Source organism: Mycobacterium bulgaricum, assembly GCF_041287165.2.
GTDB lineage: Bacteria > Actinomycetota > Actinomycetes > Mycobacteriales > Mycobacteriaceae > Mycobacterium > Mycobacterium bulgaricum.
In genome coordinates, this window is record NZ_JBGGKV020000004.1 from 272,867 (window position 1) to 288,664 (window position 15,798).

The window sequence follows — 15,798 nt, forward strand, 5'->3', positions numbered from 1 at the left end:
CTACCGGTCCGGCAGCGGGCGTTCCTCGATCGGTCGTCGCGGCTGCGGCCTGCGTACCGCGCGCTTTGCCGCCAGGTACACCTGAGCGGTCTCGGCGGCCACGGTGTGCCAGGCGAAGTCGGATGTCAGGCGTTCCCGCGCCGCGATCGCCCGCCGTTGGGCGGCGGCGGGGGAGTCGAGGACAGCGCGGACCGCGGTGGCCAGAGCTCCGATGTTGTTCGGCGGGTGCGACATTCCCGTCACGCCGTTGATCACGGCTTCGCCGAGCCCGCCTGCCGTCGACGTCACCAGAGGCGTGCCGGCGGCTGCGGCCTCCAGCGCAACGATCCCGAAGGGCTCATAGTGCGACGGCAGCACCGCAACGTCGGCGCGATGAAGATGCGCAAGTAGCTGCGAATGATCAACGCGGCCGACGAAATTCGTTGCCTTGAGAACCTTGTGTTTACGCGCCTGCTCCTGCAGAAAGTCCAGTTGCGTCCCGTCGCCGGCAATCGTCAGGGTGGTGCCCGGATGGCTGCGCCGGATCCGGGGCAGCGCGGCGATGGCGTCGTGCACACCCTTTTCGTACTCGAGGCGGCCGAAGTACAGCAGCTCCGCGGGCCCCGGATGCCGCTTCCTCTCGGCGAACGGCCATCCGTCGGTGTCTATCCCGTTCGGGATCACGGTGATGTCGGACAGTTCGGGTCCGAACAGTGTGCTGATCTCGTCGCGCATGGACGCCGAACACGTGATCAACGAATCCGAGTCGCGCACCAGCCACGACTCCAGCGCGTGCACCTGGCGGCTCACGGCGCCGGAGACCCAACCGGAGTGTCTGCCCGCTTCGGTGGCGTGGATCGTGGAAACCAGTGGGACGTCGAAGAACTGGGCCAGTGCCACAGCCGGCTGCGCGACGAGCCAGTCGTGTGCGTGCACGATGTCCGGGTGCCAATCGGTGAGCACGAGGCCGGCGCGGATCATCGCGTGACCCATTGCAAGAGTCCACGCCATCATGTCGGTTCCGAACGCGAACTCGTGGGGGTCTTCGGCCGCCGCGATCACCCGCACGCCTTCGTGGACCTCGTCGGTGGTCGGATGCGTCTGCGGGTCGGTGCCGGTGGGGCGGCGGCTCAGCACGACGACCTCGTGGCCCGCCATGACGAGTTCAGTCGCCAGGTGATGGACGTGGCGGCCCAGACCGCCGATCACCACCGGCGGGTATTCCCATGACACCAGAAGTATTTTCAGCTTCATGGGGCAGACAGCCTCCGCGCGTCGAGCGCGCCGAACAGTCCGTCGGCGCGGTTCCAGCCCCCGGCCAATCGCTGTGCGTGTTCGTGTCGGCCGGAGGCCACCGCGGCGGAGATCTCACGCGTGGCGTGCGCGTGCAGGTGGGCGCGGTAGCGCGCGTAGTCGGCCGCCGAATCCTTGCTGACCATGAACGGCCAGTCGCTGGAGACGGTCAGAAGGGTCTCACGCAGAATCTGGTCGGCCACGAAATCCCTTGGCGCCGGCGACCCCAGCGAGGCGCCGTGTGCGAGCGCCTTGTCGACTGTGCTCAATGCGGTGTCGACGACCTCGCTGTTGAGTTGCACGAGGTCAGCCACCTTCTCGCCCGACCACACCTGCCAGTCCTTGCCCGAACCCCAAGAGCTGGGCGGTAATTCGACAGGCGCCCCGACGTAGCCGCCGTCGATGGCATCCGAGAGGGTCCCGACCCTGATTCCGGCGGCGGGCAGTGCCCGCAGCACCCGCTCCAGCCATAGCGGACCCTCGTACCACCAGTGGCCGAACAATTCGGTGTCGAACGCGGCGACCACGTGTGCGGGCCTGCCGATGCGCGCACTCTCGGCGGACAGCCGCTGCCGGACCGTCTCGACGAAGTCGGCCACATGGATGTCCACCGCGGCCTCGGCACGCGCAGGATCGTAGGGCGCCTTGTCTTCTGAGGGCACGTTGCGGCCGGTCACCCGCGCCGGTTTGAGGCCGGTGGCGTGGTCATAGGTGTGGAAATCGCGGTAGGCGGCATGGCCGGGATAGCCGGATCGCGGGGACCAGACGCGATAGCTCACCTGCAGGTCGCGGCCGAACGCCACGACATCGGAATCGGCTACCGGCCGTCCCAGTGCGGTGTCGCCGCGCAGGGAGGGCCCGTCCACCATGAAGTGGCTGACCCCTGCGGCGGAGTAGCCGGCTTCCATGCCAGGGGCGTACGCGCACTCGGGCGCCCAGATTCCGGTGGGTGTGTGGGCGAATCGCGCTGCCGCGTCGGCGAGTCCCTCCCGCAGTGCGAAGTCGCGCAGTCGCGGGTTCAGCAGCGGCTGGAAGGGGTGGGCCAGCGGACCGCCGAGCAACTCGATGACCTCACCGTCGAGCAGTTCACGCACGAGCGGGCTTGCGCCGTGCCGCCACAGCGCGTCGAATTCGGCGATCTCGCGCTCGGCCTCGGCGTATTCCCGGGAACCGAACTGTCGCAACGCATTCGGTTGCGATGCTGGTGAGGTGCCCGACGCGACGCGGGTCGACGCGGCCTCCAGGGCTCGCAGCTGCCAGTTCGCCAGCCAGTGATGCATGCCCTGAAGGCAGTACGGGTCGTCCAACTGCGCGGCCACCACCGGTGTGATGCCGAGGGTGACCAGATGCCTGCGATTCTCGGCGGCCAGGGTGCGCAGTACCCGGACCAGCGGGAGATAGGACGCGGACCAGGATTGATACAGCCACTCCTCGCCCACCGGCCATCTCCCGTGGTGCGCAAGCCAGGGCAGGTGTGTGTGCAGGACGAGAGTAAAGAGTCCCGGGACGGGTGGCGCTGCGCTCACGCGCGTACCGCAATCGCGACCAGGTCGAGGCTGTCGTCGATGTTCCGCTCCGCTGCGGACGTCAGATCGAAGTCATCGATGGTCACGGCTTCGACGTCGGCGAGCAACTCTGCCGACCACGGTGCATCGGCCAGGGCACGGGCGATCTGGGCGTCGATGATCGAGCCACCGTGCCGGGCATCCATCTCGCCGAGTCGTGTGCCGTGGAAAACGCCGTAGACCCCGTCGAGGACGAAACCGGCGGATTCGAGGAGCTCGGTCATCTCCGCCGCGTTGAGTTCGCGCGTGTGGAACGGGTTGACGGGAGTGTCGCGGCCGGGGGAGAACGTGATGCGGTTGGGTGTCGACATCAGCAGAACCCCGGCCGGGCGCAGGACGCGGGCGCACTCGGACACGAACTGGCCCTGATCCCAGAGGTGCTCGATGACCTGAAAGTTGACGACGACATCGACGGAGCCGTCCGGCAGCGGCAGATTCGCCAGATTTCCCTGTCGGATGTCGACACGGGGGTATCTCGCGCGGACATGCGCCACCGCGGACTCGTCGTAATCCAGGCCGATGACGCTGGAGGCGACGTCGGCGATCAGGTCGGCGCCATAGCCCTCGCCGCAGCCGGCTTCCAGCACGTCTCGGTCGCGGCAGTGCTCAAGAAGCCGGCGGTACACCACCTCGTGACGACGGAACCAGTAGTTCTCCTCGACCAGGCCGGGGACGGTCCGCTCACCGGTCAACGCCATGGGTGTGTCGTCCCCACGCGTGCCGTTGCTCACAGTTGCGCTCATTGGAAGGCAGGCTAACCCCTAACCGGCAGATGACGAACTCTTCGCCAGCCCCGGGCGAAGCAGATCGCAAAGTTCGACCAGCTATGGTGTTTCTCAGATCCACCTGAAGTTACCCGCGGGTAACATGGGGGTGATCGCTTCGAACGTGGTAATGCCAGGCCGGTTGCCGGCCTCATCGAGGAGGACGAACCAGAGTCATGACGAACATCGTGGTCCTGATCAAACAGGTCCCTGACACGTGGTCCGAGCGCAAGCTCTCCGAGGGTGATTGGACCCTCGACCGGGAAGCAGCGGACGCCGTGCTGGACGAGATCAACGAGCGCGCCGTCGAGGAGGCGCTGCTGATCAAGGAGAAAGAAGGCGGAGACAGCACCGTCACGGTTCTGACCGCGGGTCCCGAGCGCGCCACCGAGGCCATCCGCAAGGCGCTCTCCATGGGAGCCGACAAAGCGGTCCACCTCGTCGACGAGGGCCTCCACGGCTCCGACATGGTGCAGACCGGCTGGGCCCTGGCCCGCGCACTGGGCACCATCGAGGGCACCGAGCTGGTTATCGCCGGCAACGAGGCCACCGATGGCACCGGTGGCGCCGTGCCGGCCATCATCGCCGAGTACCTCGGTCTGCCGCAGTTGACCCACGTGCGCAAGCTCACCGTCGACGGCGGCAAGGTCACCGCCGAGCGCGAGACCGACGACGGCGTGTTCACCCTCGAGGCGAGCCTGCCCGCCGTGGTGAGCGTGAACGAGAAGATCAACGAACCGCGCTTCCCGTCCTTCAAAGGCATCATGGCCGCCAAGAAGAAGGAAGTGACGAAGCTGACGCTCGCCGAGATCGGTGTCGAAGCCGACGAGGTCGGCGTCTCCAACGCCGGATCCAAGGTGCTGTCGTCGACGCCGAAGCCGCCCAAGACCGCGGGCGAGAAGGTCACCGACGAGGGCGAAGGCGGCAAGAAGATCGCCGAGTACCTGGTCGGTCAGAAGATCATCTAGCAGACCATTCCTTTCGGACTTGAGAAACGAGAGAAACTCCCATGGCTGAAGTACTTGTGCTCGTCGAGCACGCCGAAGGCGCGTTGAAAAAAGTCACCGCCGAATTGATCACCGCCGCCCGGGCACTGGGCGAGCCCGCCGCGGTCGTCGTCGGCAAGCCCGGCACCGCCGATGGCCTCGTCGACGGCCTGAAGTCCGCCGGCGCCGCCAAGATCTACGTCGCCGAGTCGGACGACGCAGAGAACTACCTGATCACCCCGTACGTGGACGTGCTGGCCTCGCTCGCCGAGTCCGCAACGCCCGCAGGCGTCGTGCTGGCTGCCAGCGCGGACGGCAAGGAGATCGCGGGACGCCTGGCTGCCCGCATCGGCTCCGGCATCCTGGGCGACGTCGTCGAGGTCCGGGAAGGCGGCAAGGGTATCCACTCCATCTTCGGTGGCGCCTACACCGTCGAGGCCGAGGCTGTCGGTGACACCCCGGTCATCACCGTGCGCCCCGGCTCGATCGAAGCCGAACCGGCCGACGGCGCCGGTGAGGTCGTCAACGTCGAGGTGCCCGCCGCGGCCGAGAACGCCACGAAGATCACGTCGCGTGAACCCGCCGTCGCGGGCGACCGTCCGGAGCTGACCGAGGCGACCGTCGTCGTCTCTGGCGGCCGCGGTGTCGGTAGCGAGGAGAACTTCAAGGTCGTCGAGGATCTGGCCGACTCCCTGGGTGGCGCCGTCGGCGCCTCCCGCGCCGCCGTCGACTCCGGCTACTACCCGGGCCAGTTCCAGGTCGGCCAGACCGGTAAGACGGTGTCCCCGCAGCTCTACATCGCGCTGGGCATCTCGGGAGCCATCCAGCACCGGGCCGGTATGCAGACGTCCAAGACGATCATCGCGGTGAACAAGGACGAAGAGGCCCCGATCTTCGAGATCGCCGACCTCGGCATCGTCGGCGACCTCTTCAAGGTCACCCCGCAGCTGACCGACGCCGTCAAGGCGCGCAAGGGATAACTCCCGCAGCTCACGCAACAGCAGTGGCCCCTGTCCCTCCGGGACGGGGGCCACTTGCTTCTTCGCTCGTCGCGCGCCCCCCGCTCGTTCCGATCGTGACGAACCCAACCGTCACCTGGCGCTCACGAACACGTCACGTGTCGATTGCCGCCGCGCCCGACGCCTGCGCGACCGTGCAGGCATGAGCACTGCATCTGTACTCATCCCCAGCGATTCCTACGGTGCGAGCGGGCCGGTCGGTTCAGCCCCGCGATACTCCATGCTGCTGTGCACCGACGCCGATTCCATCGAGGCCGCCCAGCGCCTTCGCCATGACGTGTTCACCTCCGAGCCCGGGTTCGCGCTGAAGGACAGCCGCCGGTCCGGGAGCGAGATAGCGGGTCTGGACGCCGACCGGTTCGACGAATTCTGCGATCACCTCCTGGTGCGCGACGACGACAGCGGCCAGCTCGTCGGCTGCTACCGCATGCTTCCCCCTCCGGGGGCCATCGCCGCCGGCGGGCTCTACACCGCCACCGAATTCGACGTCACCGCCCTCGATTCGCTTCGCCCCTCACTGGTCGAGATGGGCCGCGCGGTCGTACGCCACGATCACCGCAACGGGGCCGTCGTGCTGCTCATGTGGGCGGGCATCCTGGCCTACCTCGATCGCAGCGGATACGACTACGTCACCGGCTGTGTGTCGGTTCCCGTCGCGGATCCGCAGGGCCTGAATGCGCCGGGCAGTCAGCTGCGCGGCGTTCGCGACTTCGTCATGCGCCGCAACGCCGCCCCGACCGAGTACACCGTCCACCCGTACCGTCCCGTGGTCATCGACGGTCTCGCCCTCGACGACATCGACCCGCCCGGCCGGGTCACCGTGCCGCCGCTGATGCGCGGCTATCTGCGGCTCGGCGCGCAGATCTGCGGCGAACCCGCCCACGACCCGGACTTCGGGGTCGGGGACTTCCCGGCGCTGCTCGACAAGCGCCGCGCCGACGTCAGGTACCTGAAACGGCTGCGCTCCGTGGGCGCCGCCGCGGATGCGGTCGGATCGCCGGCATGACGGTCACCGACGAGCACCCCTGGTTGCAGCGCGCAACCTGTGGCGCCGGGTGCGTGCACGCCGGCGCCGACGGCCCCGGCCGCCAGTGGGTGGTCGCCCTACGCACCACTCTGCGTGTCTGCGCCGCCGTGACGCTCTTCTCCGGAGTGTGGCTGCTGGCGATTCCGCTGCCGGGCCGATCGCACCTGCAGCGCGGCTACTGCCGCCTGATGTTGCGTGCCCTCGGGGTGCGGATGTCCGTCTCCGGTGGACCGATCCGCAACCTGCGCGGCGTACTCGTCGTCAGCGGGCACGTCTCGTGGTTGGACGTGTTCGCCATCGGGACCGTGCTGCCGGGGTCCTTCGTGGCCCGCGCCGACCTCACCGACTGGCCGGCTCTGGGCCCCGTCGTACGGATCATGAAGGTCATCCCGATCGACCGCGCCCGCCTGCGCAGGCTGCCCGCCGTGGTCGCCGCCGTCGCCGACCGCCTCCGGTCCGGCCACACCGTGGTCGCGTTCCCGGAGGGCACCACGTGGTGCGGTCTGGGGTTCGGTCGTTTCCGGCCCGCCATGTTCCAGGCCGCCGTCGACGCGGGCAGGCCCGTTCAGCCGCTGCGTCTCACCTACCGCCACAAGAACGGACGTCAGTCCACCGTGCCGGCGTTCGTCGGTGACGACACGCTGCTGACCTCCGTCAAGCGCGTCATCACGGCCCGCCGCACCGTCTGTCACATCCACGTCGAATCGCTGCAGCTGCCCGGAGACGACCGCCGCGAACTGGCAGCCCGGTGTGAGGCCGCGGTGCGCGGCGCGGAACGATCGGCGCAGGTGACGAGCGCCGGGTGCGGTGAGGGTCACGCGCTCGTCGCCTGAGTGCGATGGGGGAAGCCGCAGCACGACGGCTATCCTGGAACGGCTATGTCCGCGCCAGCTCCCAGGCCGGTCTACCTCGACCACGCCGCCACCACCCCGATGCGTCCCGCTGCCATCGAGGCGATGGCCGCTGCGATGGCGACGGTGGGCAACGCGTCCTCGCTGCACGGGTCCGGGCGGCTGGCGCGCCGCAGGCTCGAGGAGTCCCGGGAGACCCTCGCGCATCTGCTCGGCGCGCGCCCCTCGGAGGTGATCTTCACCGCGGGCGGCACCGAGAGTGACAATCTCGCGGTCAAGGGGATTTTCTGGGCTCGTCGCGACACGTCGCCGGAACTTCGTCGCATCGTGACCACGCCCGTCGAGCACCACGCAGTCCTCGACGCCGTGCAGTGGCTCGTCGAACACGAAGGCGCCGAGGTGACATGGCTGCCCGTCGACGAACACGGCGCCGTGAGCGCCGCCGACCTGCGCGCCGTGCTCAGCGACACCGCAGACGTCGCACTGATCTCGGTGATGTGGGCCAACAACGAAGTCGGCACGATCATGCCGATCGCCGAACTCGCTGCTGTCGCAGCGGAATTCGGGATCCCCATCCACAGCGACGCGATCCAGGCGATCGGTCAGCTTCCGGTCGACTTCGCCGCGAGCGGCCTGTCGGCGATGAGCATTGCCGCGCACAAGTTCGGCGGGCCCACCGGTGTCGGCGCACTGCTGCTGCGCCGCGACGCCGCGTGCGTGCCTCAACTGCATGGCGGCGGCCAGGAGCGTGACGTGCGTTCTGGCACACAGGATGTCGCGGGCGTGGTCGGGATGGCTGCCGCAGCCGGTGCGGCCGTGGAAGCCTTGGGTGCCGGTACCGCCCGCGTGCGCGAACTGCGTGACAGGCTCGTCGAGGGTGTGCTCGACGCGATCGACGACGTCGAAGTCAACGGCGCGCCCGGCGAGGGCAGGCTGCCCGGCAACGCGCACTTCACCTTCCGCGGCTGCGAAGGTGACTCACTGCTGATGTTGCTGGACGCCAAGGGAATCGAATGCTCGACCGGTTCTGCGTGCACGGCGGGCGTGGCGCAACCTTCGCACGTGTTGACGGCGATGGGCGCCGATCCGGCCAGCGCGCGTGGCTCCCTGCGGATGTCGCTGGGGCACACCAGCACTGATGCCGACGTCGACGCGGTCCTCGACGTGCTGCCCGCCGCCGTGGAGCGGGCCCGGCAGGCGGCCCTGGCCAGTTCCGGGCGGCACTAGCGATGCGGGTACTGGTCGCGATGAGCGGCGGCGTCGACTCCTCTGTGGCCGCTGCCAGAATGGTCGACGCCGGACACGAGGTCGTGGGCGTGCACCTGGCGCTGTCGTCGGCGCCGGGCACCCTGCGCACCGGATCGCGCGGCTGCTGTTCGAAGGAAGATGCCGGTGACGCGCGCCGGGTGGCCGATGTGCTCGACATCCCGTTCTACGTCTGGGATTTCGCCGATCAATTCAAAGAGGACGTCATCGACGACTTCGTGGAGTCGTATGCCCGCGGCGAGACCCCCAACCCGTGTGTGCGTTGCAACGAGCGGATCAAGTTCTCCGCGTTGTCCGCTCGCGCGCTGGCGCTCGGCTTCGACGCGCTGGCCACCGGTCACTACGCTCGGTTGTCCGAGGGGCGGCTGCGGCGCGCCGTCGACGCCGACAAAGATCAGTCGTATGTGCTTGCGGTGCTGACCGCCGAGCAACTGCGCCACGCCGTGTTCCCGGTCGGGGACACCCCGAAGCCGCAGATCCGTGAGGAGGCGGCCCAGCGCGGTCTGGCGGTGGCCGACAAGGCCGACAGCCACGACATCTGCTTCATCCCGTCCGGCGACACCAAGGCATTCCTCGGCGCGCGAATCGGCGTGCGCCGCGGCAACGTCGTCGACGCGGCGGGCACCGTGCTCGCCGAACACGACGGGGTGCACGGCTTCACGATCGGCCAGCGCAAGGGTCTCGGCATTCCCGGCCCGGGTCCCGACGGTCGCCCGAGGTACGTGACGGGCATCGATGCGCAGACCGGCACCGTCCACGTCGGGGACCGCGCCGACCTCGAAGTCAGCAATCTGCTGGGCGACGCGCCGGTGTTCACCTCCGGCGTCGCGCCCGCAGGACCGGTCGAGTGCGTGGTCCAGGTCCGTGCTCACGGCGGCATCGCCGATGCCGTGGCCGAACTACGCGCCGACACCCTCGAGGTTGCGTTGCGCAATCCGCTCAGAGGCGTCGCTCCCGGGCAGACGTTGGTGCTCTACCGTCCCGACCCCGACGGCGACGAAGTACTGGCGAGCGCCACGATTCGCGCCGCGCACTAGGCGACCTTCAGTCCGGCACGTTCGCCAGGATGTTCGTCATGACGATGTCGGGCACCGAGTCGGGGAACGCGCAGAACGTGACCTCGACCAGCACCACGGACTTCACCCGGTAATCGCGGCCGCAATTGCCGGGACGGGTGTGGATCGAGTTCTCCGATGCCGTCACCTCGCCTACCACCGCCGTTCCGGACCCGCTGGCCTCGCACTGTGCGACCTGCTCCACCACCGCGTCGAATGCCCGCTCGGCCGTGGCCGCGTCGCGGTATCCCGCAGCGGCCTGCGAGATGAGGCCGCCGTCGGGCGGATTCTGATAGGTGGTTTTGTGGAACTCCTCAACCTCCGAGCCGAACACCTGGGTCTCGGCATACACCCAGTCGCATTGCGGAGGAACGGTTTTCATCATCTGTTCGATGTCGACCGGGAACTTACTCTCCGTTCCGGGGATCGCGGTCAGGTCTGTTCCCGCGCCGGTGACGGCCTGCATCTGGGCGCGGTCGAGCAGCACGCGGTCGACGTCGACCGGTGAGCGTGAGTTCTCGTCGATGGCCGGTGGCGGACGGATGGCGATCCCGGTCACCGTCTGACTGCAGGCCGTCGTGAGCACCGCGGCGGCGCACATCAGCGCCGTGGATGCGCGGCCCGTCATACCAGGACTGTAGTGCGTCGAATATCGTCGGGCGAGTGAGTGTTTTCGCCGCCGCGACAGGCGTCGGATCCTGGCCGGGCACGTCCGCGAGAGAGGCGGCCGAGGTGGTGGTCGGCGAACTCCACCGCCTGCCGCATCTCGTCGAGCTGCCGGGCCGCGGACTCGGCGCCGACATGATCGGGCGTGCCGGGGCTCTGCTCGTCGACATCGCGATCGACACCGTGCCGCGCGGTTATCGCATCGCGCCGGGGCGAAGCTCGGTGACGCGGCGTGCCGCGAGTCTCCTCGACGAGGATCTCGACGCGCTGGAGGAGGCGTGGGAGAAGGCGGGCCTGCGCGGTGGTGAGCGTGTGGTCAAGGTGCAGGCACCCGGGCCGATCACTCTTGCTGCCCAGCTTGAGCTGCCCGGCGGGCACCGTGCCATCACCGACTCCGGCGCCGTCCGCGACCTGACCGCCTCGCTCGCCGAAGGCGTCGCTGCGCATCGACAGCAGCTCGAACGCAGGCTGGAGAGCACAGTGGTGGTGCAGTTCGACGAGCCGTCACTTCCCGCGGCGCTGGCGGGAAGGTTGACCGGGGTGACCAGCCTGAGCCCCGTGCATCCGGTCGACGAATCGGTCGTCACCGCGCTGCTCGACGAGTGCGCGACAGCGGTGGGCGGCGACGTCGCCCTTCACTGCTGCGCACCTGGCCTGCCCTGGAAGATGTTGCAGCGCAGCATGATCAGCGCGGTATCGGTAGAGGTGGACACACTGACCGCCGCGGATCTGGACGGCATCGGTGAGTTCGTGGATTCGGGCAGGACCGTGCTGCTGGGCGCGGTGCCCACCGCCGTCTCGGGTCCGAGGCCTTCACCGCAGCAGATCGCCACCTCCGTCGCGGGCATCACCGACCGGCTGGGTTTCGCTCGGGGAGTATTGCGGGACCGCATCGGGATCACCCCCGCGTGTGGGCTCGCCGCGGCGACGGCGACGTGGGCGCGCGCAGCGATCGAACTGACCCAGCGGGCCGTCGACGCCATGGCCGAAGATCCCGACGGAATCTGAGAATCGATCGGCTGGGCCGAAACCAGCCGGCGGGTCGCTACTTCCGTAGATCCTTCCGGAGGATCTTGCCCGAAGCCGATTTCGGGATGGCATCGATGAACTCCACCTGGCGCACCTTCTTGTACGGGGCGACATGGCTCGCGACGAACTCGATGACCTGGGCGTCGGTCAGCTCGGCGCCTTCCTGCGCCACCACGAACGCCTTCGGCACTTCTTCACCCTCCTCGTCGCGCACCCCGATCACCGCGGCATCGGCGATGTCGGGGTGGGAGAGCAGCACTGCTTCGAGTTCGGCGGGCGGCACCTGGTAGCCCTTGTACTTGATCAGCTCCTTGAGCCGATCGACGATGTAGACCAGCCCCTTGTCGTCGACCTGGGCGAGGTCACCGGTGTGCAACCAGCCGTCGTCGTCGATGGTCTCCTTCGTCGCGGCTTCGTTGTTGAGATAGCCGGCCATCACGTTGGGACCCTTGAACCACAACTCGCCTGTCTGGCTCAAACCCTGATCCGGAACCTCGATCTCGTCGCCGGTCTCGGGATCGACCAGCTTCGATGCGGCGTTGGAGACCGTCCACCCGACCGAGCTCAGCGGAGCCTCCTCATGCATGTTCACCCGGCCGCCGTCGAACGGTGTGATGTGGCTGACGGGGCTGAGCTCACTCATGCCGTAGCCCTGAACAACCTTGCAGCCCAACCGTTTTGCGACGGCATGGCCGAGGTCGGCGTCGAGCGGCGCAGCCCCGGACATGACGACCTTGAGGGAGGACAGATCGTGTTCGTCGACGAGGGGATGCTTGGCCAGCGCCACCGCGACGGGCGGTGCGATGAACGCGATCGTGCACCGATGTTCGGCGATGTTGCCGAGGAACTCGCCGAGGTCGAAACTCGGCATGATGACCAACCGGGCCCGCGCGTGCAGTGCGGCGTTGAGCAGCACGGTCATTCCGTAGATGTGGAAGAACGGCAGCACCGCGAGCACCACGTCGTCGGGTTGCATCCCGTGCAGAGGGCGGATCTGGGCGACGTTGGCGACCAGGTTGCGGTGAGTGAGCATCACGCCCTTGGGATTGCCGGTCGTCCCCGAGCTGTAGGGCAGCGCCGCCAGATGCGACGACGGCGCGAAATTCACCTGCGGCGCCGCGGTTTCCGAGCCGAGAAGGTCCGCGGCGTTGGGGTGTCCCGCCCCGTCACCCGTACCGTCGCGACCCGCTCCGTCGAGCACCACCAGACTGTCATCGGGGAGCCCCGCCAGCGACGCCCCCTCCTTGGCCTGGGCCAGCAGCGGCGTGACCGTGATCAGCATCGTGGCGTTCGAATCGGTGAGCTGCTTGGCGATGTCCTTGGCGGTGAACAGCGCGTTGATCGTCGTCGCGGTCGCGCCGGCGCGCAGGATGCCGTGGAAGGAGACGGCGAACGCCGAGCTGTTGGGGGCGAGCAAGCCGACCACATCGCCGACACCGATCCCGCGGGCAGCCAGGGCGCCGGCGAATGAGTCGATGCGGGCAACCATCTCCCGGTAGGTGGTCTCGCGGCCCGACTTCGCGTCGATGAGTGCGACGGTGTCGAGTTCGGCGTCGGTGATCTGGGCGAAGAGATATTCGTAGACGCTCGCGGTGGGGATGTCGACCTCGGGGAAGGGGCTGGCGAAGCTCATGGTGTCTCCGATCGAGAAAGGCGCTGGGCTGGGACGGTCAACGTTGGTCGAGCTGCTTGATCAATTTCCTGGCGGCCACCATGCGAAACGACGCGTCGGCCAGTTCGGCAACCTCCTTCCAGTCCACCTTCGCGGCGGTCAGGTCGAGGCCGAGCCAGCCGAAGGGCCCCATGTAGGCGGGGAAGAAGAAGCGGTGGTCCTGTTCCAGTGCGGCGCGCTCGCCGGCGTCGACCTTCACCAGGATCGAATGGGGGTACTGGACGTATTCGCCCTTGGCGTCACCCTTCACGCTGCCGCCGTAGATGACGAACATCTTCGGCGCGCAGAACACCGGCCGGCCCCACGACACCTTCTCGAACGCCTCCGGAAAGCCCAACGCGATCTCTCGCACCTCGGCAAGCCCCGGGTCGTCGTCGCGAAACATGACTGGGTGGGGCATGGGTGCAGCCTACGCAGCGGCCGATGGTGGGTCCGGCGAACTGTGCCCAACCGTGTCGGGACCCTTCGATAGCCTGCGAGGGTGAGTGCGAAGGGGAACCAGGCGCCGAACCCGGATCCAGAATCGGTGCTGGCCGAACAGGCCCAGGACGCGCCCGACGCCGATGTACGCCGTAGCTGGCAGGAGCTCGCGGATGAGGTCCGTGGGCATCAGTTCCGCTACTACGTCCGGGATTCTCCGATCATCACCGATGCGGAGTTCGACGCGCTGCTGCGCAAACTGCAGGCCCTGGAAGAACAGCATCCGGAGTTACGCACGCCCGACTCGCCGACGCAACTGGTGGGCGGCGCCGGCTTCGCCACCGATTTCACCTCCGCCGATCACCTCGAACGCATGCTCAGTCTGGACAACGTGTTCGATCCCGAGGAGCTGGCCGCGTGGGCGGCGCGGATCAGGAACGAGATCGGTGCGGACGCACAGTATCTGTGCGAGTTGAAGATCGACGGGGTCGCGCTGGCGCTGGTGTATCGCGACGGACGGCTCGAACGCGCGGCCACCCGCGGCGACGGCCGCACCGGAGAGGACGTCACCCTCAACGCCCGCACCATCGACGACATCCCTGAGAAGCTGAGCGGCACACGGGAATTCCCACTACCCAGGGTTCTCGAAGTGCGCGGTGAGGTCTTCTTCCGGGTCGCCGACTTCGAAGACCTCAACGCGGGGCTTGTCGCCGAGGGCAAACCGCCGTTCGCCAACCCCCGCAACAGCGCGGCGGGCTCGCTGCGCCAGAAGAACCCGGCGGTCACGGCCAAGCGGCGGCTGAGAATGATCTGCCACGGCCTCGGACATGCCGAGGGCTTCGCGCCCAAGACCCTCCATGACGCCTATCGCGCCCTGAAGGCCTGGGGTCTGCCGGTGTCCGACCACACCGCTCAGGTGACAGGTCTCGAGGCGGTCACCGAGCGCATCGCTTACTGGGGGGAGCATCGCCACGACGTCGAGCACGAAATCGACGGTCTGGTGGTGAAAGTCGATGACGTCTCTTTGCAGCGCCGCCTCGGCGCGACATCGCGCGCCCCCCGCTGGGCGGTCGCCTACAAGTATCCGCCGGAGGAGGCGCAGACCAAGCTGCTCGACATCCGCGTCAACGTCGGGCGTACCGGGCGGGTGACACCGTTCGCGTACATGGAACCGGTCAAGGTCGCCGGCTCCACTGTCGGGCTGGCCACCCTGCACAACGCGTCGGAAGTCAAGCGCAAGGGCGTGCTGATCGGCGACACGGTGGTGATCCGCAAGGCCGGCGACGTGATCCCCGAGGTGCTCGGGCCGGTCGTCGATCTCCGCGACGGCAGCGAGCGGGAATTCGAGTTCCCCACCCACTGTCCGGAATGCGGTACCGAACTCAAGCCCGCCAAAGAAGGCGACGCCGACATCCGCTGTCCCAACTCGCGCACGTGCCCGGCGCAGTTGCGCGAGCGCGTCTTTCACGTTGCCGGCCGCGGCGCGTTCGACATCGAAGGTCTCGGTTACGAGGCCGCCATCGCCCTGCTGCAGGCCGAGGTGATCACCGACGAAGGTGACCTGTTCAGCCTGACCGCCGATGACCTGCTGCGCACCGAGCTGTTCACGACAAAGGCCGGAGAGGTGTCGGCCAACGGCAAGCGCCTGCTGGCCAATCTCGGCAAGGCCAAGGCGCAGCCGGTGTGGCGGGTACTGGTCGCGCTGTCCATCCGCCACGTGGGCCCCACGGCCGCGCGGGCGCTGGCGACCGAGTTCGGCAGCCTGGACGCCATCATGGCCGCCTCGGAAGAGCAGCTGGCCGGGACCGAGGGCGTCGGTCCGACGATCGCTTCGGCTGTCATCGACTGGTTCACCGTCGATTGGCACCGCGCGATCGTGGACAAATGGCGCGACGCCGGTGTCCGGATGGCCGATGAACGCGACGCCACCATCGAACGCACGCTGGAAGGCCTCTCGATCGTGGTCACCGGCTCGCTGACGGGGTTCAGCAGAGACGAGGCCAAAGAAGCGATCATTGCTCGGGGCGGGAAAGCAGCCAGCTCGGTGTCGAAGAAGACTGCCTACGTGGTGGCCGGCGACTCACCGGGTTCGAAGTACGACAAGGCGATCGAACTGGGTGTGCCGGTTCTCGACGAAGACGGTTTCCGGGCTCTGCTGGAGAACGGGCCTGCGACCGAAGAGGCACCGGAAGACGCCCCCGAGTAG

Annotated in this window: 14 protein-coding genes; 8 read left to right on the plus strand and 6 right to left on the minus strand. The window is 68.1% G+C overall.

Features of this window, described 5'->3' with window-relative positions:
• The 3 genes from ACAG24_RS14445 to ACAG24_RS14455 are packed head-to-tail and all read right to left on the minus strand — an operon-like array spanning position 1 to position 3,580.
• A complete protein-coding gene (locus tag ACAG24_RS14445; RefSeq protein ID WP_370473081.1) occupies positions 1-1,227 on the minus strand; it encodes a glycosyltransferase family 4 protein in 1,227 nt (408 codons plus the stop codon).
• Between the two features lie 2 nt (positions 1,228-1,229).
• Positions 1,230-2,798: a 1,4-alpha-glucan branching protein domain-containing protein gene (locus ACAG24_RS14450; RefSeq protein ID WP_370472909.1), complete on the minus strand. Its 1,569-nt coding sequence runs from the start codon at positions 2,796-2,798 to the stop codon at positions 1,230-1,232.
• The gene (locus ACAG24_RS14455; RefSeq protein ID WP_370472910.1) at positions 2,795-3,580 is read right to left on the minus strand and encodes a class I SAM-dependent methyltransferase; all 786 of its coding nucleotides are present in this window, start codon (positions 3,578-3,580) and stop codon (positions 2,795-2,797) included. Before ACAG24_RS14455 ends, ACAG24_RS14450 begins: the two co-directional genes overlap by 4 nt.
• A gap of 197 nt (positions 3,581-3,777) precedes the next feature.
• On the opposite strand from ACAG24_RS14455, the gene ACAG24_RS14460 reads away from it, so the two are divergent.
• The 6 genes from ACAG24_RS14460 (at position 3,778) to mnmA (ending at position 9,787) form a co-directional block, all read left to right on the plus strand.
• On the plus strand, positions 3,778-4,569 hold the full coding sequence (locus ACAG24_RS14460; RefSeq protein ID WP_370472911.1) for an electron transfer flavoprotein subunit beta/FixA family protein: 792 nt from the start codon (positions 3,778-3,780) through the stop codon (positions 4,567-4,569).
• A 41-nt stretch (positions 4,570-4,610) separates the two neighbouring features.
• Positions 4,611-5,567, plus strand: coding sequence for an electron transfer flavoprotein subunit alpha/FixB family protein (locus tag ACAG24_RS14465; RefSeq protein WP_370472912.1), 957 nt, complete (start codon positions 4,611-4,613; stop codon positions 5,565-5,567).
• A gap of 181 nt (positions 5,568-5,748) precedes the next feature.
• The gene (locus ACAG24_RS14470; protein WP_370472913.1) at positions 5,749-6,612 is read left to right on the plus strand and encodes a GNAT family N-acetyltransferase; all 864 of its coding nucleotides are present in this window, start codon (positions 5,749-5,751) and stop codon (positions 6,610-6,612) included.
• Positions 6,609-7,466: a lysophospholipid acyltransferase family protein gene (locus tag ACAG24_RS14475; protein WP_370472914.1), complete on the plus strand. Its 858-nt coding sequence runs from the start codon at positions 6,609-6,611 to the stop codon at positions 7,464-7,466. Before ACAG24_RS14470 ends, ACAG24_RS14475 begins: the two co-directional genes overlap by 4 nt.
• 45 nt (positions 7,467-7,511) lie before the next feature.
• On the plus strand, positions 7,512-8,711 hold the full coding sequence (locus ACAG24_RS14480) for a cysteine desulfurase family protein (RefSeq protein WP_370472915.1): 1,200 nt from the start codon (positions 7,512-7,514) through the stop codon (positions 8,709-8,711).
• Positions 8,712-8,713: 2 nt separating this feature from the next.
• A complete protein-coding gene (mnmA, locus tag ACAG24_RS14485; protein WP_370472916.1) occupies positions 8,714-9,787 on the plus strand; it encodes a tRNA 2-thiouridine(34) synthase MnmA in 1,074 nt (357 codons plus the stop codon).
• 7 nt (positions 9,788-9,794) lie between these two features.
• On the opposite strand, the gene ACAG24_RS14490 is transcribed toward mnmA, so the two are convergent.
• Positions 9,795-10,433, minus strand: coding sequence for a sensor domain-containing protein (locus ACAG24_RS14490; protein ID WP_370472917.1), 639 nt, complete (start codon positions 10,431-10,433; stop codon positions 9,795-9,797).
• A 35-nt stretch (positions 10,434-10,468) separates the two neighbouring features.
• Between ACAG24_RS14490 and ACAG24_RS14495 the strand changes: the two genes are divergently transcribed.
• Entirely contained in the window at positions 10,469-11,479 is a 1,011-nt protein-coding gene (locus ACAG24_RS14495; RefSeq protein ID WP_370472918.1) for a uroporphyrinogen decarboxylase/cobalamine-independent methonine synthase family protein, read from the plus strand.
• Positions 11,480-11,516: 37 nt separating this feature from the next.
• On the opposite strand, the gene ACAG24_RS14500 is transcribed toward ACAG24_RS14495, so the two are convergent.
• The gene (locus ACAG24_RS14500; RefSeq protein ID WP_370472919.1) at positions 11,517-13,133 is read right to left on the minus strand and encodes a 4-coumarate--CoA ligase family protein; all 1,617 of its coding nucleotides are present in this window, start codon (positions 13,131-13,133) and stop codon (positions 11,517-11,519) included.
• A gap of 37 nt (positions 13,134-13,170) precedes the next feature.
• Positions 13,171-13,572 (minus strand): MmcQ/YjbR family DNA-binding protein, encoded by a 402-nt coding sequence (locus ACAG24_RS14505; protein WP_370472920.1) that lies wholly within the window; start codon positions 13,570-13,572, stop codon positions 13,171-13,173.
• Between the two features lie 126 nt (positions 13,573-13,698).
• Between ACAG24_RS14505 and ligA the strand changes: the two genes are divergently transcribed.
• On the plus strand, positions 13,699-15,798 hold the full coding sequence (gene ligA, locus ACAG24_RS14510; RefSeq protein WP_370473082.1) for an NAD-dependent DNA ligase LigA: 2,100 nt from the start codon (positions 13,699-13,701) through the stop codon (positions 15,796-15,798).